This is a genomic window from Streptomyces sp. NBC_00271, from assembly GCF_036178845.1.
Classification (GTDB): Bacteria; Actinomycetota; Actinomycetes; order Streptomycetales; family Streptomycetaceae; genus Streptomyces.
Genome location: NZ_CP108070.1, coordinates 3,367,295 through 3,386,282, shown reverse-complemented (window position 1 = coordinate 3,386,282; position 18,988 = coordinate 3,367,295). Strand labels below are relative to the sequence as shown.

Below are 18,988 nucleotides of genomic sequence, written 5' to 3'. Positions count from 1 at the left end.
ACCCCGGCCGTCGAACCGCTGAGGAGCGCACCATGAGCTTGGCCGTGATCGGCATGATCGCCGGAATGGCGCTGGGCTTCGCCGGATACTTCGGGGGCTTCGGGGCCTTTCTGCTCGTGGCCGCCCTGGGTGCCGTCGGGTTCGTCGTCGGACGGTTCCTCGAAGGGGACCTGGATCTCGGTGACTTCTTCCGTCCCCGCGACGACCGGCGGCGGTGACGCCCGTGACCGGCCCGCTCGGCGACACCCGACGGCCCCCGACGGCCGTCGAGGCGGCCGAGCGCGGCGCGACCCGGATCGCCGACCGGGTCGTGGCGAAGATCGCCGCGCAGGCCGCCCGCGAGGCCCTGGACCCGCTGCCCCCGGACGCCGTACCCCCGCACGCGACGGTCGTCGTCCACCACCAAAGCGCCCGCGTCCGCGTCCACCTCGAGCTCGGCTACCCCTCCGACATCGGCGCCCGCTGCAAAGAGGTGCGTCGTCATGTCGCCGAGCGGGTAGACGCGTTGACGGGGATGGAAGTGCCGGAGGTGACGGTCCACGTCGAGCGGCTGCACCTGGTACCGGCGACCGCCGCGGCACAGGGGAGGACGCGATGAGCGAGCCCCAGGGCTCCGAGAACACCACCCGACGCATGCCCGTCCTGGAGAAGTCGGACGCGGGTCCACCGGCCGAGGACGAACTCGACCAGTCCGCCTCCGCGGCCGACTACGACCCGCCGCCCGCCGTCGACGACGCGTACGGCGGGCAGGGTCGGTTCTGGTCGGCGCGCCGCGTCCCCGCGGGGATCGTCGCGCTGCTGGTCCTCGTGGGTGCGGGCGCCCTGCTGTACGACGTCGCGGCCGTACGTGCCCACCGGCCCGCCTCGCACTGGCGCAGATCCCTCGCCCGGCAGCTCGCCGAACGGCCCCTCGACGACACCTGGGTGCTCGTCGGCGCCGGCCTCGCCGCGGCCCTCGGACTCTGGCTGATCGTCCTCGCGGTGACGCCGGGGCTGCGCGACGTGCTGCCGATGCGGCGTACCCATGGCGACGTACGGGCCGGGCTGCACCGGGGCGCCGCCGCGACGGCGCTGCGCGACCGGGCCATGGAGGTCTCCGGGGTGCGGTCGGTCCGGGTACGGATGGGGCGCAGGAAGGTCGACGTACGGGCGGTCTCGCACTTCCGCGCGCTCGACGACGTACGGGCCGACCTGGACGCCACGCTCGCCGACGGCATCCGGGGACTCGGGCTCGTCCGGTCGCCCGCCCTGTCGGTGCATGTCGCGCGTCCGGGCCGGAAGGGGTGAGGGCGGTGATCAGGATCGTCAACCGTGTCCTGCTGGGCATCGTCGGGCTCGCGCTGCTGGTCCTCGGCGGTTCCGTGCTCGCCGTCGGACTGGGCGTGCGGCCGCCCTCCTGGTGGATCCACGACGGGCGCCGCGACGTGCTGCTGAGCGCCGCCGAACGGACCCGGTGGCGGGACCAGGGCTGGTGGTGGCCGACCGTCATTGCCGTTCTCGCGGTCGTCGTCCTGCTCAGCCTGTGGTGGCTGTCGGCCGTACTGCGGCGGCGTCGGCTCGCGGAGGTGCTCGTCGACACCGGCGACGGCGAAGGGGCGCTGCTGCGCGGGCGGGCCCTGGAAGGCGTACTGGCCGCCGAGGCGGGACGGTTGGACGGCGTCGAACGGGCCGAGGTCCAGCTGACCGGGCGGCGCGCCGCTCCCGGGACCCGGGTCCAGCTCCTGCTGGAACCGCATGTCGATCCCGGGCAGGCGCTGCACCTGCTGACGACGGAGGCCCTGGCGCACGCCCGGGACTCCGCGGGCCTCGCCGCGCTCCCCGCGGAGGTACGCCTCCGCGGGGTCAAGCACCGGGCCGAAAGGGTGAGTTAGTCCCCCGCGTGGCGCTGGAGCGGACTCAGAACCCGCTCCGCATGCCGCCGTCCACCGGCACCATGATGCCCGTCAGATACGACGCGGCGGGCGAGAGCAGGAACGCCGCCGCGCGGCCGAACTCCTCCGGGGCGCCGTAGCGGCGCAGCGGAATCCGCGCCTCGTTGGCCGCACGGGTGGCCTCCGGGTCGGCGGAGAGACCGTCGAGCTCGCGCAGGCGGTCCGTGTCGATGCGGGCCGGGAGCAGCCCCACGACACGGATGCCGCGCGGGCCCAGTTCGTCGGCGAGGGACTTGGCGAAGCCCGCGAGACCGGGGCGCAGACCGTTGGAGATGGTCAGGCCCGGGATCGGCTCGTACACCGAGCCGGAGAGCACGAAGCCGATGACGCCGCCCTCGCCGAGCTCCTCGGCGGCCGCGCGGGCCAGCCGGACCGCGCCCAGGAAGACGGACTCGAAGGCGGCCGTCCACTGCTCGTCCGTGTTGTCCGCGACGAACCCGGGCGGCGGGCCGCCGACGCTGATCAGGATGCCGTCGAAGCCGCCGAAGTGCTCGCGGGCCGCCGCGATCAGCCGGTCCGGGGTACCCGGGTCGGCGTTGTCGGCGGCCACCCCGACCGCGTTCGGGCCGAGCGCGGACGCCGCGTCGGCGGCGGACTTCTCGTCGCGCCCCGTGACGAGCACCTTCGCGCCGTCGGCGGTGAGCTCGCGCGCGGTGGCGTTGCCCAGGCCACGGGTGGCTCCCGTGACGACGTACACACGGTTCTTCAGTCCAAGATCCATGGCCCCCATCCTCCCCTATCCGGTCTTCTCGGCTCCTCCCGGATGCGCTTCACCGAACAGGTTGAAGGCGGTCCCCACCAGGCCGAGGTGGCTGAACGCCTGGGGGAAGTTGCCGAGCTGGCGGCGCGCGACGGGGTCGTACTCCTCGGACAGCAGCCCCACGTCGTTGGCCAGGCCGATCAGCCGTTCGAACAGCTCGCGGGCCTCCTTCGTACGGCCCGTCATGTGCAGCGCGTCCGCGAGCCAGAACGAGCAGACGAGGAAGGTGCCCTCGCCGCCCGGCAGTCCGTCGACGTCGACGCCCTCGTCGCTGTAGCGGCGCAGCAGGAAGCCGTCGCGTTCGAGCTCGGCGCGCACCGCGTCGATGGTGCCGACGACCCTGGGATCGTCGGGCGGCAGGAATCCGACGCGGGGGATGAGCAGCAGTGACGCGTCCAGTTCGCGTGACCCGTAGGACTGCGTGAAGGTGTTGCGATCGCTGTCGAAGCCGTACTGGCACACCTCCTTGTGCACCTCGTCGCGCATCGTGCGCCAGCCCTCCAGGTCGCCGACGAGCTCCGGTTCGCTCTCCAGCGCCCGGACGGCGCGGTCGGCCGCCACCCACGCCATCACCTTCGAGTACACGAAGTGCCGGCGTGGGCCGCGCACCTCCCAGATTCCCTCGTCCGGCTGCCGCCAGGCGGTCCGCAGGAACTCCATCAGGGCGCACTGCAGGCGCCACATGTGCGGCTTGGACGGCAGGCCCGAGCGCCGGGCCAGCGAGAGCGAGTCGATGACCTCGCCGTACACGTCCAGTTGGAGCTGTTTCACGGCCTCGTTGCCGATCCGGACCGGGTACGAGCCCCCGAAGCCGGGCAGCCACGACAGCTCGAACTCGGGCAGCCGGCGTTCACCGGAGAGGCCGTACATGATCTGCAGGTCCGCGGGGTCGCCCGCGACCGCGCGCAGCAGCCAGTCGCGCCAGGCCTCGGCCTCCTCGTGGTACCCGGCCGACAGGAGCGCGCCCAGGGTGAGGGTCGAGTCGCGCAGCCAGCAGTAGCGGTAGTCCCAGTTGCGGACGCCGCCGAGTTCCTCCGGGAGCGAGGTGGTGGGGGCGGCGACGATGCCGCCGGTCGGGGCGAAGGTGAGGGCCTTCAGGGTGATCAGGGAGCGCACGACGGCGTCGCGGTGCGGACCGTCGTAACGGCAGCGCGCCGCCCACGCCTGCCAGTCCTCGACGCTGGAGCGCAGTGCCTCGTACGGGTCGACGAGCGGCGGGCGCGACTGGTGCGAGGGATGCCAGGTCAGGACGAAGGCGACCTTCTCGCCCGCCTCCACGGTGAACTCCGAGTGGGTACGGAAGTCCTTGCCCCAGGTGCGTACCGCGGGTTCGCTGCGCAGCCACACCGAGTCCGGGCCCGCGACCGCCACCCGCTGGCCGTCCGCCCTGCGCACCCACGGCACGACGGAGCCGTAGTCGAAGCGCAGTTGCAGGGTGCTGTGTACCGTCACCCGGCCGCTGAGCCCTTCGACGACGCGGATGAGATCGGGGGCGTGCTCGCGCTGCGGCATGAAGTCGGTCACGCGGACCGCGCCCTCGTCGGTCTCCCATTCGGAGTCGAGGACCAGCGTGTCCTGCCGGTACGCCCGCCGGGTGCAGGGGCCCGCCCCCGCGGGTGAGATCCGCCAGCGGCCGTGGTTCTCGTCGCCGAGAATCGCGGCGAAGCAGGCGGCCGAGTCGAACCGTGGCAGACAGAGCCAGTCGACGGACCCGTCCCGGCTCACGAGCGCGGCGGTCTGTTCGTCCCCGATGAGCGCGTAGTCCTCGATACGTGGGTGCACGTGGGGCGAGTTCCCGGCGAAGGCCGGGGCCAATCGGGTCGGGGGCCGACCGGGTGACACCGGCCGAGGAAGTGCGGGCGCGCGGGGCGGCGGGCCAGGGGTCAGGCGGCCACCGTGGCCGCTTCCGGCGCGGACGTGGAGGCGGCGGCCTCGGACCGGTCGCGGCGCTCCCGGCGGACCAGGATCAGCCAGCCCACGGGCACGCCCGCGGAGAAGAGCCACCACTGGATCGCGTACGCCATGTGCGGACCGATGTCGTTGTGCTCGGGGTCGGGGATCAGTTCGGGGGAGTCGCCCTTGGGTGCGGGCGCCGTCTGCTCGATGTACCCGCCGAGGACCTGCTTGCCGAGGCTCTTGGCCTGCTGCTCGCTGTTGATCAGCATGACCTGGCGGTCGGGCAGGCCCTGGATGTTCTTGATGCCGCTGTCGCCGGTCGTCTCGTCGGGCATCAGCCGCCCGGTGACGGTGATCTCGCCCTTCGCGGGCGCCGGGATCTTCGGGAACGCGGTCTGTGAGCCGTTCGAGTCGATCCAGCCCCGGTTGACGAGGAGCACCCGGCCGTCGTCCAGGTCGAAGGGGGTCAGGACGTGGTAGCCGACCTCGCCGTCGGCGTTGGTGCGGCGCCGCACGACGACCTCGTGCGCGGTGTCGAAGGTGCCCTTCGCGGTCACCCGGCGGTACAGGTCCGCGTGCTTGACGTGCTGCCCCGGCGCGGTGACCGACTCGGCGGGCACCGGCGTGGCCGTCAGCGACTGCGAGATCACCTTGTTGAGCGCGACCTTGTGCTCATGGCGGTGCAGCTGCCAGAAGCCCAGCTTGATCATCGTGGGGATGAGCAGGAGGGCCACGAGGGTGAGAATCACCCACTGCCGGGACAACAGGAAGCGGTACACCCCACGACCGTACAACTCGGTCGTGGGGCGTATTCAGGGGGGTGTGCGTCGCCACGAGGGGAACGTGTGCTCTCGGACCGTTCCGCTCGGCCCTCAGACCTTGTCGATGATGCCCACCTTGCCCTCCGCGCGGGCGCAGTGCGCGCCGCAGAACCAGTGGCCCTCGACCTCGACGCCCTGGCCGATGATCTGCACGCGACAGTGCTCGCAGATGGGGGCCATCCGGTGGATCGCGCAGGAGAAACAGTCGAAGACGTGCACCGCGCCCTGCGCGTGCACCTCGAAGGTCATGCCGTAGTCGTTGCCGCACACTTCGCATCTCGCCATGCGCCACAGGGTGAGGTGCCGACGCGGCGCGGGCGAGCGGGCGCCGGGCGAGTCGCCCGGCAATCACCCGTACGTCCGTCAGCGACCCCGGCCCCTCTTCAGCCTCTCGGGTTCACTTCTCCGAGGCCGGTGCCACGTCCCGCAGCAGCTGGCCGAACGCCGCCTCGTCGATCACCGGTGTCCCGAACTGTTTGGCCTTGACCACTTTGGACGTACTGGAGTCCGGATCGTTGGTGACGAGCAGGCTGGTCAGCCGGGACAGACTCGTCGCGACATGCAGGCCGGCCTCGACGGCACGGTCCTCCAGCAGCTCGCGGTCGATGGACGTGTCCCCGGAGAAAGCGACCCGCATACCCTGCTTGAGTGGTTTGTCCGCTTCGTAGCGACCCGGGTTGGGATGGGGGCATGCGGGGCGTTTGCGTGAGGGCCGCCAACTCCCGGACGGGTAGCCACCGGACGAGTACCCTCCGGACGACTGACCACCGGAACCGGACTGCCGTCCGATCCGTGGTGCCGCGGGGCTCTCGGACCACTCCTTGAGCGGCCGGCACTCCAGGAGCGGCAGCCGGATGCCGTCCCGCGCGGCGGCCCGCAGGCTCGGCCGGAACGCCTCGGCCAGCACGCGCGCGTCGTCCAGCGCGTGGTGCGCCCGCTGCTGTACGACACCGAAGTGCGCGGCCAGCGACTCCAGCTTGTGGTTGGGCAGCGGCAGGCCCAGTTCCTTGGACAGCGCGATGGTGCACAGCCGCTGACGCACCGGCGCCTCACGCTCCGCGCGCGCGTACTCCCGCGCGATCATCGACCAGTCGAAGACCGCGTTGTGCGCCACGAGCACCCGGTCGGCGAGCCGGTCGGAGAACTCCCCGGCGATGTCCTGGAAGAGCGGGGCACCTTCGAGCACCTCGGTCGTCAGACCGTGGATCCAGACCGGACCCGGGTCCCGCTCCGGGTTGACCATCGTGTACCAGTGGTCCTCGACCTCGCCGCGCGCGTCCAGCCGGTAGACGGCGGCCGAGATTATCCGGTCGTCGCGGGCCAGGCCGGTGGTCTCCACGTCGACGACCGCGTACCCCTGCGGATACGCGGCCGGCCAGGGGATTGGTGACGCGGCGGTCGTCAGGTCTTCGAGCATGGTCACTGAGGATACGGGCCCTGACTGACAGTCCGGCCCCCACCTTCCCGGAACCGACGGACGGTCCGGCCCCGTGAGTTGACGCGGTCGGCGGGGGACAGGGGTGCCCTTTGTGGCGCGGGTCACCGGTTGGTCCGGCCCGGCGCGCGGTCCCGGGCGCATGGCTGACGCATGGCTATGGACCTTTCGACGGTGTCCTGCAAGCGTGCTCCGCGCCCCAGCAGGTAGCGCCTACGAAGGGCGGTACGGACATGGCACGAGTGAGGTACGGCGCACGGACCGAGGCGGAGATCGCCGCCGCGCGCACCGCGAGCGCCAAGCTCCCCGACATCTGGTCCACTGGTGTGGTGGCCGTCTGGGAGAGTGATCCGGACGCGGTCGCGGCGGTCCTGCCACCCCCGCTCAAACCCACCGGACGCCCCCTGGTCCGGGTGAACATCAGCAAGGTGGACCTGCCGGGTTATCCGCTCGGCGCGGGCTCGTTCGCCGTCGCCGCAGCGCACGACGGCGTCGAGGGCTGGTACCCGCTGGTCATGCCGATGACCCACGAGCGGGCGCTCATCGGCGGCCGCGAGGTCTTCGGGGAGCCCAAGAAGCTCGGCGAGGTCACCGTGGAACGCGACGGCCTCGTCGTACGGGCCGCACTCGCCCGGCACGGCATCGCGTTCGTCGAGGTGCGCGGCGCGGTGAGCGGTGACCTGCCGCTGCCCGAGCCCGCCCGGAAGACCGACTTCTACTTCAAGTTCCTTCCCGCGGTGGACGGTTCGGGCTTCGACGCCGACCCCGTGCTCGTGCACTGCGTACGCAACGAGAAGGTGCGCAGGCTGGAGCGCGTCACCGGGGACGTCGTGCTGCGCGAGTCGATGTACGACCCGGTCGCCGACCTCCCCGTACGCGAACTGGTCGAGATCACCCTCGGCGAGAAGACCACCGACCAGACGGGCCGGGTGGTCGAACGCGTCAGCGCCCAGGCCCTGTTGCCGTACATCCACCAGCGCTACGACGATCCGCGGCAGATCCTCGACGGGCCGCCGGAAGGGAGTGCCTGATGGATCTCCGGGCGGGGCAGGTCGCCGTCGTCACCGGCGCGGCGAGCGGTATCGGGCTGGCGATGGCGCGCCGGTTCGCGGCGGACGGTCTGAAGGTGGTCCTCGCGGACGTCGAGGAGGGCGCCCTGGAGAAGGCCGCCGCCACGCTGCGGGAGGACGGGGCGCAGGTGCACGCGCGCGTGGTGGACGTCTCGGAGCGCGAACAGCTCGACGCGCTCGCCGCCGAGACGTACGAGAAGTACGGCGCCGTGCATGTCCTGTGCAACAACGCGGGGGTCGGCTCCGGCGCCGAGGGCCGCATGTGGGAGCACGATCCGAACGACTGGCAGTGGGCCTTCGCCGTCAACGTCTGGGGCGTCTTCCACGGCGTGCAGGCCTTCGTGCCGCGGATGATCGCCGGGGGAGAGCCGGGCCACGTCGTCAACACCTCGTCCGGCGACGGCGGGATCGCCCCGCTGCCGACCGCCTCCGTGTACGCCGTCACCAAGGCGGCCGTCGTGACGATGACCGAGTCCCTGTACGCGCATCTGAAGGCGGAGCACGCGCGTGTGGGGGCGTCCGTGCTCTTCCCCGGGCCCCACATGCTCCGTACCGGCCTGTGGGAGTCGCACCGCAACCGGCCCGAGCGCTACGCGAAACAGCGCCCCAGGAAGACTCCGTACCGCAGCCTCGACCAGTGGGAGGCCGCGATGAAGGAGGCGGGGCAGGAGGTGCGGTTCACGCCGGTGGAGGAGGTCGCCGACCTGGTGGCGGACGGCATCCGGGAGGGCCGGTTCTGGCTGCTGCCCGCGAGCGAGCACAGCGACCGGCAGATCCGGGCGAGGTCGCAGTCGATGCTCGACCGGGCCGACCCGTCGTACCTAGAGCACTTCATCCTGGACTGAGGAGGCGGGCGATGACCGACCGGGACCCCTATCTGATCATCTCCTCCGACTGCCACGCCGGGCTCCCCACCGAGGAGTATCGGCCCTACCTGGACTCCCGGTTCCACCGGGACTTCGACGAGTTCCTCGCGGGCCAGGGCCGGCGCCGCGAGGAGATGAACCGGCTCGGCATCCGCAACGAGGCGTTCGCGGACCGCTGGTTCCAGGACAACGAGGAGGGCCTGCGCGGTGGTTGGGACACCGCGCAGCGCCTCAAGGAGCTGGACGGCGACGGTGTGGCGGGGGAGGTGGTCTTCCCGGACGCCGACGCCGTGGACAGCCGCACGGCGGCCCCCTTCGGCGTGGGCCTCGGCCTCTCCGGCGACCACGACCCGCAGCTCGGCATGGCGGGCGCGCAGGCCCACAACCGCTGGCTGGCGGAGTTCGTCGGGCAGAACCCCGAACGGCACTGCGGGGTCGCCCTGTTGCCGATCACGGCGGCCCCCGACGCGGTCGTCGCCGAGGTGTACCGCGCCAAGGAGTCGGGACTCGGCGCCTTGATGATCCCCGCCATGTGGGTCGACAAGGAGCCCTACCACGACCGCCGTTACGACCCCGTGTGGGCGGCCGCCGCCGAGTGCGGGATGCCGGTGGTCACGCACTCCGGCGCGGCACCGCGCCACGAGTACGGCGACCACCTGGGGATCTACGTCTCCGAAGTCACCTGGTGGCCCGCGCGCCCCCTGTGGTTCCTGCTCTGGTCGGGCGTCTTCGAACGCCACCCGGGGCTGAGGTTCGGGGTGGCCGAGTCGGGCTGCTGGTGGCTGCCGAACCTCCTGTGGTTCATGGACCGCCTCTACCTGGGCGCGCACGGCGGCAAGAAGCTGTCGCCCTTCGCCGAGCTGAAGCGACCCCCGCACGAGTACCTCGACCGGCAGCTCTTCATCTGCGCGACGAACACCAAGCGCCGCGAACTCGCCCAGCGCTACGAGATCGGCGTCGACAACATCCTCTGGGGCAGCGACTTCCCGCACCCCGAGGGAACCTGGCCCGACACCCGCGCGTGGCTGCGGCGCACCTTCCACGACATCCCGGTCGCGGAGACCCGCCGCATGCTCGGCCTCGCGGCCGCCGAGGTCTTCGGCTTCGACGTCGAGCGGCTGACCCCGCTCGCCCGGCGCATCGGCCCGACCCCGGCCGACCTCGGCCAGAGCGACGACCAGACGGCCGTGGCGGCGTCCTGGGCACGCTCGCGCGAGGTGGGCCGCCACTGGCTGACCGACCACGACTTCCCGGTCCTGGGGACGACGCCGTGAGCGCCCCCACGAACGACCCCGTGACCGACCGCTACACCGTGATCTCGGCGGACTGCCACGCCGGGGCGGACCTCCTGGACTACCGGCCCTACCTGGCGAAGGAACACCACGAGGCGTTCGACGCGTGGGCGGCCACGTACGTCAATCCGTACGAAGACCTGCTCGCCGACACCGCCGACAAGAACTGGAACTCCGCGCGGCGCCTGGCGGAGCTGGAGGAGGACGGCATCGTCGCGGAGGTGGTGTTCCCCAACACCATCCCGCCCTTCTTCCCGTCGGCCGCCCTGATGGCGCCGGCCCCCACCGCCGAGGAGTTCGAACGGCGCTGGGCGGGCCTGCGCGCCCACAACCGCTGGCTCGCGGACTTCTGCGCGGCCGCGCCGGGCCGCCGCGCGGGTGTCTTCCAGATCCTCCTGAACGACGTGGAGGAGGCGGTGAAGGAGATCAGGTGGGCCTCCCGGGCGGGCCTCAGGGGCGGCCTGCTGCTCCCCGGCACCCCACCGGGCTCGGGACTGCCCGAGCTGTACTCCTCGACGTACGACCCGATCTGGGCGGTCTGCGAGGAGCTGGGCGTCCCCGTGAACCACCACGCGGGCTCGGCGTCGCCGCCACTGGGCGAGGAACCGGCGGCCCGCGCGGTCTTCATGGTCGAGACGACCTGGTTCTCCCATCGCGCGCTCTGGCACCTCATCTTCGGCGGCGCCTTCCGCCGCCATCCCGGCCTGAGACTGGTGCTGACCGAGCAGGGCTCGGGCTGGATCCCCGGGGTGCTCGACATGCTGGACTACTACCACGGGAGGCTGTCGGCGGCGGCGAAGAGGGCGAAGAGGTCGACGGCGGAGTCGAAGTTCGGCGCGGGACTCGCCGAGGCGATGGGCAAGGGCCCCTCGGACGTCTGGCGGGACAACTGCTTCGTCGGCGCGAGCTTCATGCGCCCGCACGAGGTGCCGCTGCGGGAGCGGATCGGCGTCGACAAGATCATGTGGGGCAGCGACTACCCGCACGACGAGGGCACCTACCCCTATTCCCGGGAGGGCCTGCGCTGTGCGTACGCGGGCGTGCCGCGCGAGGAGGTCGCCGCGATGGTCGGCGGGAACGCCGCCCGGGTGTACGGCTTCGACCTCGACGCGCTGGACGCCCTCGCGGCGGAGGTGGGACCGACCGTGGCGGAACTGGCCGAACCGCTGACGCGGGCCCCGGCGGACGCGACGAGTCCGGTGTTCGCGCGGGGAGCGTCAGTACGGGTCTGGTGACGCGCCAGGTGGCATCCTCCCCGTGTGACGGTACCCACGCACGACGAGGCCCACGAAGGCACCCTCGGCTCCCGCCTGAACTGGCTGCGGGCCGCGGTGCTGGGCGCCAACGACGGCATCGTCTCCACCGCCGGCCTCGTCGTCGGCGTGGCCGGCGCCACGGACGACCGTTCCGCGCTGCTCACGGCGGGCCTCGCGGGGCTGCTGGCCGGCTCCATGTCGATGGCGGCGGGCGAGTACGTCTCGGTCTCCACCCAACTGGACTCCGAGAAGGCCGCCCTGGCGCTGGAGCGACGCGAACTGCGCGAACAGCCCGATGCCGAACTCGAGGAGCTGACCGAACTCCTGGAGCAGCGCGGCCTGACCCGCGACGTGGCCCGCGAGGCGGCCGAGCAGCTCACGGAACGCGACGCGCTGAAGGCCCACGCGCGCGTGGAGCTCGGCATCGACCCCGACGCCCTCACCAACCCCTGGCACGCGGCCTGGGCGAGCTTCCTCTCCTTCACCGTGGGCGCCCTCCTCCCCCTCCTCGCCATCGTCCTGCCACCGGCGGCCTGGCGCCTGGGCGTCACCGTGCTCTCGGTCCTGGGCGCCCTGGTCCTCACCGGCTGGCTGAGCGCCCGCCTGGGCTCGGCGAACCCGGGCCGCGCGGTACTGCGGAACGTGGGCGGGGGTGCGCTGGCGATGGGGGTCACCTATGCGGCGGGGGTGCTGTTGGGGGCGGCCGGGGTGTGACGAGCGTCGAGCGGACATCTGACGAGCATCGGTCCGGACCTGTCGGCGTCCTTGGCGGAGATCACCAATAAGCAAGCGCGTACCCCCGGTAATACTTGTGGGTAACAACGTCTAGCCGTGGCCGAGCTGCGGTTCTACGGTGCACCCATGCCGAACCTGCCCGATGTCGTGCTGTTGTCGATACCCGCCTTTGTGCTGCTCACCGTGATCGAGGTGGTGAGCGTCAGGATCCATCCGGACGACGATGCCGCGGGGTACGAGACGAAGGACGCCGCGACGAGCGTCGGCATGGGGCTCGGGAGTCTCGTCTTCGACTTCCTGTGGAAGATTCCGATCGTCGCGATCTATGCGGCGATCCATGAAGTGACTCCGCTCCGGGTGCCCGTCCTGTGGTGGACCGTTCTGCTGATGCTGCTGGGGCAGGACTTCTTCTACTACTGGTCGCACCGCGGGCACCACGTGATCCGCGTCCTGTGGGCCTGCCATGTGGTGCACCACTCCAGCCGGAAGTTCAACCTCACCACCGCGCTGCGCCAGCCCTGGACGACCTGGACGGTCTGGCCCTTCTACGTGCCGCTGATCGCCCTCGGTGTGCACCCCGCCGCGCTCGCGTTCTGCTCGTCGGTGAACCTCGTCTACCAGTTCTGGATCCACACGGAGCGGATAGACAAGATGCCCCGTTGGTTCGAGTTCGTGCTCAACACGCCCTCCCACCACCGGGTCCACCACGCCTCCCAGGGCGGCTATCTGGACCGCAACTTCGGCGGGATCCTCATCGTCTGGGACCGGCTCTTCGGGTCCTTCGTCGCCGAGACCGAGCGGCCCGTCTACGGGCTCACCAAGAACATCGCCACGTACAACCCCCTGCGCGTCGCCACCCACGAGTACGCCGCCATCGCCAGGGACCTGAAGGCGGCGACCGGTTGGCGCGAGCGGGCGGGGCGGGTCTTTCGCGGGCCCGGCTGGCAGCCGACGCCGAAGTCCGCGGGGCACCAGCCGGTCACGGAGCCCGTCGCGTGAGCCCACGGCACGCGCGCGTGCTGCTCGTCTCCTTCGGCGTGGCCGCCGCCGTGGACCTCGTTTCCCTGGCCGTCGGGTTCACCCCGGGGCACCTGGTCGCCAAGCCGCTTCTGATGCCCCTGCTCGCCGCCCACGCGGTCGCACGCGGCGGACCACGGCTCCTTGTGGCCGCCCTGCTCTGCGGCTGGGGCGGCGACGTACTGCTGCTGTCCGACGCCGACCCGGCCTTCCTCGTGGGGATGGCCTCCTTCGCGGCCGGTCACGTCTGCTATCTCCTGCTCTTCAGAAGGCCGGATCCGCCGCATCGCCCTGCACACCTGCCTGGGCCGTCGGCCTGGATCGGCGGCGCGTACGTCCTCGCCCTCGTCGTCACCGTCACCTTCCTGTGGCCCGATCTGCCCGCCGGCCTCCGTATCCCCGTCGCGGGCTACAGCCTGCTGCTGACCGCGATGGCGGCCGCGAGCACCCGGCTCGGACCCGTCGCGGGCGCGGGCGGGGCGCTCTTCCTGCTGTCCGACACCCTCATCGCCACCGGCGTCGCCGACTGGCCGCAGCTCCCGAGGCCGGACTTCTGGATCATGCTGACCTATGCCGCCGCCCAGTTCCTGCTGGTCAGCGGAGTGCAGGGCACCCTCGGCGCGCACAGCGAGGCGAGGGCGGCGTACGGTGAGATGCGCTCAACCACCCCCTGAGCGCATCTCACCCAGCCCATCGGCCGAGAAGGATCCTCGTCATGCGCGCCACCACCATCCACGCCCCGTACGACATGCGCGTGGAGGACGTCCCCGAGCCCCTGGTGCAACTGCCCACCGACGCGGTCGTGCGGGTGCTGCGGTCCTGCATCTGCGGCAGCGACCTGTGGGCCTACCGGGGCGAGGCGGCACGGCAGGCGGGGCAGCGGATCGGGCACGAGTTCCTCGGCATCGTCGAGGAGACCGGCTCCGAGGTGACCGGCGTCCGCCGCGGCGACCTGGTCGTCGCGCCCTTCATGTGGTCGGACGGCGTCTGCGACTACTGCCGCGAGGGCCTCACCACCTCCTGCGAGCACGGCGGCTTCTGGGGCGCGGTCGGCTACGACGGCGGTCAGGGCGAGGCCGTGCGCGTCCCCTTCGCCGACGGCACCCTCGTACAGCTGCCCAAGGAGGCGGCCTCCGACGACCACCTGCTGTCGGCCCTGCTGACGCTCTCCGACGTCATGGGCACCGGTCACCACGCGGCCCTCGGCGCGGGAGCCCGCAAGGGCGCCACCGTCGCGGTCGTCGGGGACGGCGCCGTCGGGCTGTGCGCCGTGCTGGCCGCCAAGCGGCTCGGCGCCGAGCGGATCATCGCGCTCGGACGCCACCAGGCACGTACGGACATCGCGCGCGCCTTCGGTGCCACGGACGTCGTCGCCGCACGCGGCGAGGCGGCCGTCGAGGCCGTCCGCGAGCTGACCCGCGGCCAGGGCGCGCACGCCGTCGTGGAGGCCGTCGGCACCGAGCAGTCCATGCGGACGGCCGTGAACATCACCCGCGACGGCGGCGCCATCGGCTTCGTCGGCGTGCCGCACGGCAGCGGCACGGGCCTCGACCTGAGCGTGATGTTCGACCGGAACGTCGCGCTGCGCGGCGGTGTGGCGCCGGTGCGGGCGTACATCCCGGAACTGCTGCCCGACATCCTGGACGGCACCATCGACCCGTCGCCCGTCTTCGACCTGACCGTCGGTCTGGAAGGCGTGCCCGAGGGCTACAAGGCGATGGACGAGCGCACCGCCCTCAAGGTGCTCGTCACCAACGGCTCATGACCATCTGATCGGCAGCGGCAGCGCCGTCAGCAGCCCCGACACCGCCACGACCAGGCCCAGTGCCACCACCTCCGCGCGCGCGGGCACACAGGCGCTGAGCCGGTCGGTGGCCCGGCGCAGCCGCAGCCGCGCGAGCAGCGCCAGCACGGCGACGGCGGCCACCAGGACCAGCTTGGCGAGCAGGGTGCGCCCGTACGACGTCGCCGTCAGCTGGTCCAGGACCGTGCCGGGCGGCATGCGCCGCAGTGCGCTCCATGCGCCCGTCGCGGTGAGCGCCGCGAACAGGACGGCGGCCACGCGCGCGTAGAGGCCCAGAAGGGCCGCTCCGGCCGCGTCCGCCGCCTCCGAAGAGGCACGCCAGGCGCGCAGCATCCGCAGCACGTGCAGCAGGCCGCCCGTCCACAGGGCCGCGCAGGTCACGTGAACGAGCGTCAGACCGGAGCCGACGAGCGGGCCGTGCTCCGGCGCCGGGTGGGCGCGCAGCGCCTCCGCGAGGGCCACCGCGGCCAGCGGCCAGACCTGGGCGGTCGGTCTTCGTGAGAGGGCGCAGAGCCCGGCGGCCAGGAACGCGTTGACCTCCAGGAGCGCGAGCTTGCCGTCCCGACTCTGGTAGAGCCCGCCGACGTCCATGTCGGAGAGGTGGTGCGGCAGCAGATTGCCGGTGGCCACCACCGAGGCGAGCCCCAGCGCGGCGACGAACCCGACCGCCGCGGCGTAGGGCGTCCAGCTGCGGGGCGCGCGCTCCAGCGGTGCGCCCGGCACCCGGCGGGCCAGCCGGGCCGCGAACAGTTCGCCCACGGGGACGCACAGCGCCGCGAACAGGGCCGCGCGCAGCAGGGCGATGCCGCCGACGCCGGGGGCGGCCGCCTCGCCGGTGCCGTCCAGCGCGGAGCGCGGACCGAGCAGCGGGATCAGGGCGGCCACGGCCACCAGGACGAGCAGGGCGACGGCGCGTCCGGCGGCGGGGCGCCGCGCCGGACCACTCGCGCCCGCTGCCTCGGCTGTCGGTCGTATCAAGGTCACCCCAAGATCTTCACCAGTCGGCACAGAACCGGGCAAGTGCAGGGAAACAAGCGGTGGTTCGGCATTCCGCCCATAGGTACGTTTCCGGCCGACGCCCCGCTCACGCCCACCGGGCCGAGTCCGCCCCCCAACGTCCGGGCGGGCGGGCCCAGTCGATGGGCCCGCCGGCGAAGGAGACGGGCGACCGTGCGTACCTGAGCCGGCCCAGGTCGCTGTCGGTCTCGGCGAGCCAGGGGCCCGGTTCGTACGAGGTGTCGGCGGGCTCCCTCTCCAGGTGCGTCGGCCCCTCCATCAGCCACGCGGCCGTCCGCGCGAGCGCCAGCCGGACGAGCCGCGTCCCGCCCTCCCGGGTCTGCTCGGTGAGCGACCGGAGCACCGCGGCGGCCAGCAGGTACCCCGTGCCGTGGTCGAGGGCCTGCGCGGGCAGCGCACCCGGCCGCTCCGCGGACCCCTCGATCTGCGCGATCCCGGTGGCGACCTGCACCAGACTGTCGAAGCCCCGCCGCCCGGACCACGGCCCGTAGTCGCCCCACGCCGACAACTGCGCCACCACCAGACCGGGCCGCCGCTCGGCCAGCGCCCCCGGGGAGAGCCCGAACCGGTCCAGTGCGCCGGGCCGGTACCCGGTGACGACGACATCGGCCTCGGCGAGCAGCTCGTCGAAGGCCGAGCGATCCCCGCGCGTCGACAGGTCGAGCGTGGCGGACCGCTTCCCGAAGTCCAGGTCGGCATGCTGGTCGTCGATCTCGGGCAGGCGCGGGCTGTCGATCCGCAGGACGTCCGCGCCGAGGAGGGCGAGCGTGCGGGTGGCCACCGGGCCCGCGATGACCCGGGTGAGGTCCAGCACGCGGACGCCCGCGGCGGGCAGCGGCGGATCCCCGGCGAGCGGGGCGAGCCGTCGTACGGGTGCCGTGTCCAGTTGCTCGCGGGCCACCAGCGGGTGTGCGGCGACCGCCCGCCCCTGTGGGTGCGCCGCCCACCGGCCGGGCGTGCGCAGGGCGATCGCGAGCCCGCCGGCCGCGTACACCGTCTCCTCCACCTCGATGGCCGACCGCTCGGCGAGCACCTCGGCGAGCACTTCGGCGAGGGAGCCCCGGCTCTCCGGTACACCCAGCGCGCCCAGCAGCCGCTTTTGATGGTGCGGATAGTTCGCGTGGGTGCGGACCCAGCCGTCCGCCGTCCGCCAGAACCGGGACAGCGGGGCGAAGTTGACCGGCTCACGACCGTCGACGCGCAGGTGCCGCTCACTGTGGAAGGCGGTGGCGACAGCCCCGTCGTCGACCCGCACCTCGGGCACCTTCCCTCCGGTGCGCCCTGCGGTCAGCTCGGCCCCGGCGAGGGCACAGACCGCGACACACGCCCGGGCCGTCCCGCGCACCGGCAGCCGTGCGGGCAGCACTCCCTCCCGTGCGACGGCCGAGATCTGTGAGACGAGTGCGGGGTCGCCGCCCAGAGCGGCCCACGCGAAGTCCGTACGAGTCATGACGGCACTATGCAGGGTGTACTGGATCAACATGGGAAAGGGGGCCGGGGCAACCGCCCGGCCCCCTTCGCTCACGAGGTCACTTCGTGACCGCCTTCAACGCGTTGACGGTGCCCCAGCCGTAGAACCCGTTGTGGTTCTTCGTGCCCTCGCACACCGCGTCGACCTTGCCGTCGCCGTCGATGTCGTAGGGGTCGGTGCACGGCGTGGCGTCGGCCTCCGCGTACAGCAGCGCCTTCACCAGGGCGGCGGAGGCGTGCGGGTGGGTCGACTTGATGAGGGCGGCGACACCGGCGACGTGCGGGGACGCCATCGACGTACCGGCCATGTAGCCCCAGGTGCCGCCGGGCAGCGGGCCGAGGATCAGGCCGCTGGTGGCGGGAGGTGCCGGGGTCTGGTAGCGCGTCGAGTCGCCGCCGGGCGCGGCGACGTCGATGACGCCCAGGCCGTGGTTGGAGAAGGACGACTTGATGCCCTTGGCGCCCGTCGCGGCCACGGTGACCACACCCGGCAACTGGGTGGGGATGTCGTAGCACTTGGAGGGGTCGATCACCCGGTCCGAGGGCGTGCCGTCGTTCGGGGAGACCGGGTCGGTGATCGAGTCGGCGGCCAGGTCGTAGTTCTCGTTGCCCGCCGCGGCGACGTTGACGGTGCCCCTGTGCTCCGCGTACTGCGAGGCGCGGGTGATCGCGTCGACCAGGGCCTTCTGGTCCGGGTCGTCCTTGCAGTTGAAGTACCAGGGGTCGGTGTAATAGCTGTTGTTGGTCACGTCGACGTGGTGCTCGGCGGCCCACACGAAACCGCAGACGACGGCCTCGGTGTAGAAGTAGCCGGCCGTCGTGGCCACCTTGATGCCGGCGACCTTCACGCCGGGCGCGACTCCGGTGATACCGACGCCGTTCTTGGCGCCCGCGATCTCGCCCGCGACATGCGTGCCGTGCGGGCTCTCCGCGGCGGTCGGCCGCCAGGCCCCGTCGGTGGTGTCCGGCTTGCCCGTCACACAGTTGACCGAGGCGTCGCGGTCGAAGTTCGGCGCGATGTCGGGGTGCGTGTCGTCGACACCGGTGTCGATCACTGCGACCGTCACCTTGCTGCTGCCGAGGGTCTTCTCGTGCGCCTTGTCCGCCTTGATGGCGGGCAGGTCCCACTGGAGGGACTCCAGCGGGTCCTGTCCGGCGGCGGCCTCGGCGCTCGCGGCCTTCTCCTGCGCCGTGGTGAGCACCTGGGGCGCGCCCGTGTCGGTGGTCGACTGCGCGGGCAGCGGCGCGTTGCGCGTGTTGCCGGCCGACTGCACGCCGCGTACGCCGCGGATCGTCTTGGCGAAGTCGGCGTTCGAGGAGTGCACGACGATCACGCCGATCTGGTCGTACGACGTCACGATCGTGCCGCCCGCCTTGGCGATGGCCTTCTTCACGGAGGAGGAAGTGCCGTGCCCGGGGCTGACGTTGACGACATAGCTGAGGGCGGTCGCGTCCGCCGTCGTCGCCGTGGCGGTCTGCGCGGCGGAGCTGTCGGTGTCGGCCGCCGAGGCGCTGACGTTCGGCAGGAAGGCGAGGGCCGTCGCCGTGGCCATCCCGAGCGGGAGGGCTATGGCGCGACGGGAGCGCTTGCGAGGCGCGGTCATGGAGTCTCCAGTTC

At 72.3% G+C, this 18,988-nt stretch carries 20 protein-coding genes; 12 read left to right on the top strand and 8 right to left on the bottom strand.

Annotated features, from left to right (window positions below; all coding sequences use genetic code 11):
• Positions 1–32: 32 nt before the first annotated feature.
• From OG798_RS15875 to amaP, 4 genes are read left to right on the top strand one after another with little or no spacing between them, the layout of a single operon-like run.
• A complete protein-coding gene (locus OG798_RS15875) occupies positions 33–218 on the top strand; it encodes a hypothetical protein (protein ID WP_054232254.1) in 186 nt (61 codons plus the stop codon).
• Complete coding sequence (locus OG798_RS15870) at positions 215–598, top strand: Asp23/Gls24 family envelope stress response protein (RefSeq protein ID WP_388302763.1); 384 nt, start codon at positions 215–217, stop codon at positions 596–598. Before OG798_RS15875 ends, OG798_RS15870 begins: the two co-directional genes overlap by 4 nt.
• Complete coding sequence (locus OG798_RS15865) at positions 595–1,287, top strand: DUF6286 domain-containing protein (RefSeq protein WP_095855394.1); 693 nt, start codon at positions 595–597, stop codon at positions 1,285–1,287. The genes OG798_RS15870 and OG798_RS15865 overlap by 4 nt, the downstream gene beginning before the upstream one ends.
• 5 nt (positions 1,288–1,292) lie before the next feature.
• Complete coding sequence (gene amaP / locus OG798_RS15860) at positions 1,293–1,871, top strand: alkaline shock response membrane anchor protein AmaP (protein WP_121416552.1); 579 nt, start codon at positions 1,293–1,295, stop codon at positions 1,869–1,871.
• 25 nt (positions 1,872–1,896) lie between these two features.
• Here the strand turns inward: amaP and OG798_RS15855 are convergent, their stop codons facing one another.
• The 5 genes from OG798_RS15855 to OG798_RS15835 all read right to left on the bottom strand — a co-directional run bounded on the left by OG798_RS15855 (position 1,897) and on the right by OG798_RS15835 (position 6,825).
• On the bottom strand, positions 1,897–2,652 hold the full coding sequence (locus tag OG798_RS15855) for an SDR family oxidoreductase (protein WP_328757221.1): 756 nt from the start codon (positions 2,650–2,652) through the stop codon (positions 1,897–1,899).
• Positions 2,653–2,667: 15 nt separating this feature from the next.
• Positions 2,668–4,473 (bottom strand): glycoside hydrolase family 15 protein, encoded by a 1,806-nt coding sequence (locus OG798_RS15850; RefSeq protein ID WP_095855397.1) that lies wholly within the window; start codon positions 4,471–4,473, stop codon positions 2,668–2,670.
• 101 nt (positions 4,474–4,574) lie between these two features.
• On the bottom strand, positions 4,575–5,366 hold the full coding sequence (locus tag OG798_RS15845; protein WP_095855398.1) for an SURF1 family cytochrome oxidase biogenesis protein: 792 nt from the start codon (positions 5,364–5,366) through the stop codon (positions 4,575–4,577).
• A 93-nt stretch (positions 5,367–5,459) separates the two neighbouring features.
• Entirely contained in the window at positions 5,460–5,693 is a 234-nt protein-coding gene (locus tag OG798_RS15840; RefSeq protein ID WP_054232337.1) for a hypothetical protein, read from the bottom strand.
• Between the two features lie 112 nt (positions 5,694–5,805).
• Entirely contained in the window at positions 5,806–6,825 is a 1,020-nt protein-coding gene (locus tag OG798_RS15835) for a DEDDh family exonuclease (protein WP_328757220.1), read from the bottom strand.
• Positions 6,826–7,076: 251 nt separating this feature from the next.
• Here OG798_RS15835 and OG798_RS15830 point away from each other — a divergent pair, with 251 nt between their 5' ends.
• The 8 genes from OG798_RS15830 to OG798_RS15795 all read left to right on the top strand — a co-directional run bounded on the left by OG798_RS15830 (position 7,077) and on the right by OG798_RS15795 (position 14,844).
• Positions 7,077–7,874 (top strand): acetoacetate decarboxylase family protein, encoded by a 798-nt coding sequence (locus tag OG798_RS15830; RefSeq protein ID WP_095855399.1) that lies wholly within the window; start codon positions 7,077–7,079, stop codon positions 7,872–7,874.
• Positions 7,874–8,758: an SDR family oxidoreductase gene (locus OG798_RS15825; RefSeq protein WP_095855400.1), complete on the top strand. Its 885-nt coding sequence runs from the start codon at positions 7,874–7,876 to the stop codon at positions 8,756–8,758. Before OG798_RS15830 ends, OG798_RS15825 begins: the two co-directional genes overlap by 1 nt.
• 11 nt (positions 8,759–8,769) lie before the next feature.
• Positions 8,770–10,053 (top strand): amidohydrolase family protein, encoded by a 1,284-nt coding sequence (locus tag OG798_RS15820; protein ID WP_143601253.1) that lies wholly within the window; start codon positions 8,770–8,772, stop codon positions 10,051–10,053.
• Complete coding sequence (locus tag OG798_RS15815; protein WP_328757219.1) at positions 10,050–11,306, top strand: amidohydrolase family protein; 1,257 nt, start codon at positions 10,050–10,052, stop codon at positions 11,304–11,306. Before OG798_RS15820 ends, OG798_RS15815 begins: the two co-directional genes overlap by 4 nt.
• 24 nt (positions 11,307–11,330) lie before the next feature.
• Positions 11,331–12,041, top strand: coding sequence for a VIT1/CCC1 transporter family protein (locus OG798_RS15810; RefSeq protein ID WP_121416555.1), 711 nt, complete (start codon positions 11,331–11,333; stop codon positions 12,039–12,041).
• Positions 12,042–12,188: 147 nt separating this feature from the next.
• The gene (locus OG798_RS15805; RefSeq protein WP_095858171.1) at positions 12,189–13,061 is read left to right on the top strand and encodes a sterol desaturase family protein; all 873 of its coding nucleotides are present in this window, start codon (positions 12,189–12,191) and stop codon (positions 13,059–13,061) included.
• The gene (locus tag OG798_RS15800) at positions 13,058–13,753 is read left to right on the top strand and encodes a lysoplasmalogenase (protein ID WP_328757218.1); all 696 of its coding nucleotides are present in this window, start codon (positions 13,058–13,060) and stop codon (positions 13,751–13,753) included. Before OG798_RS15805 ends, OG798_RS15800 begins: the two co-directional genes overlap by 4 nt.
• Positions 13,754–13,794: 41 nt before the next feature.
• On the top strand, positions 13,795–14,844 hold the full coding sequence (locus tag OG798_RS15795) for a zinc-dependent alcohol dehydrogenase family protein (protein ID WP_095855404.1): 1,050 nt from the start codon (positions 13,795–13,797) through the stop codon (positions 14,842–14,844).
• Here OG798_RS15795 and OG798_RS15790 read toward each other — a convergent pair.
• The 3 genes from OG798_RS15790 to OG798_RS15780 form a co-directional block, all read right to left on the bottom strand.
• Entirely contained in the window at positions 14,839–15,867 is a 1,029-nt protein-coding gene (locus OG798_RS15790) for a CopD family protein (RefSeq protein ID WP_121416557.1), read from the bottom strand. The two genes, OG798_RS15795 and OG798_RS15790, sit on opposite strands and share 6 nt — an antisense overlap.
• Before the next feature lie 100 nt (positions 15,868–15,967).
• A complete protein-coding gene (locus tag OG798_RS15785; protein WP_328757217.1) occupies positions 15,968–17,350 on the bottom strand; it encodes a CoA transferase in 1,383 nt (460 codons plus the stop codon).
• A 79-nt stretch (positions 17,351–17,429) separates the two neighbouring features.
• Positions 17,430–18,974, bottom strand: coding sequence for a S8 family peptidase (locus OG798_RS15780; protein ID WP_121416558.1), 1,545 nt, complete (start codon positions 18,972–18,974; stop codon positions 17,430–17,432).
• Between the last annotated feature and the right edge of the window lie 14 nt (positions 18,975–18,988).

Coding starts and splice junctions, on each gene's coding strand:
- OG798_RS15875 (WP_054232254.1), top strand. CDS start 33: ATGAGCTTGGCCGTGATCGGCATGATCGCCGGAATGGCGCTGGGCTTC.
- OG798_RS15865 (WP_095855394.1), top strand. CDS start 595: ATGAGCGAGCCCCAGGGCTCCGAGAACACCACCCGACGCATGCCCGTC.
- OG798_RS15855 (WP_328757221.1), bottom strand. CDS start 2,652: ATGGATCTTGGACTGAAGAACCGTGTGTACGTCGTCACGGGAGCCACC.
- OG798_RS15840 (WP_054232337.1), bottom strand. CDS start 5,693: ATGGCGAGATGCGAAGTGTGCGGCAACGACTACGGCATGACCTTCGAG.
- OG798_RS15835 (WP_328757220.1), bottom strand. CDS start 6,825: ATGCTCGAAGACCTGACGACCGCCGCGTCACCAATCCCCTGGCCGGCC.
- OG798_RS15830 (WP_095855399.1), top strand. CDS start 7,077: ATGGCACGAGTGAGGTACGGCGCACGGACCGAGGCGGAGATCGCCGCC.
- OG798_RS15825 (WP_095855400.1), top strand. CDS start 7,874: ATGGATCTCCGGGCGGGGCAGGTCGCCGTCGTCACCGGCGCGGCGAGC.
- OG798_RS15820 (WP_143601253.1), top strand. CDS start 8,770: ATGACCGACCGGGACCCCTATCTGATCATCTCCTCCGACTGCCACGCC.
- OG798_RS15805 (WP_095858171.1), top strand. CDS start 12,189: ATGCCGAACCTGCCCGATGTCGTGCTGTTGTCGATACCCGCCTTTGTG.
- OG798_RS15795 (WP_095855404.1), top strand. CDS start 13,795: ATGCGCGCCACCACCATCCACGCCCCGTACGACATGCGCGTGGAGGAC.
- OG798_RS15785 (WP_328757217.1), bottom strand. CDS start 17,350: ATGACTCGTACGGACTTCGCGTGGGCCGCTCTGGGCGGCGACCCCGCA.
- OG798_RS15780 (WP_121416558.1), bottom strand. CDS start 18,974: ATGACCGCGCCTCGCAAGCGCTCCCGTCGCGCCATAGCCCTCCCGCTC.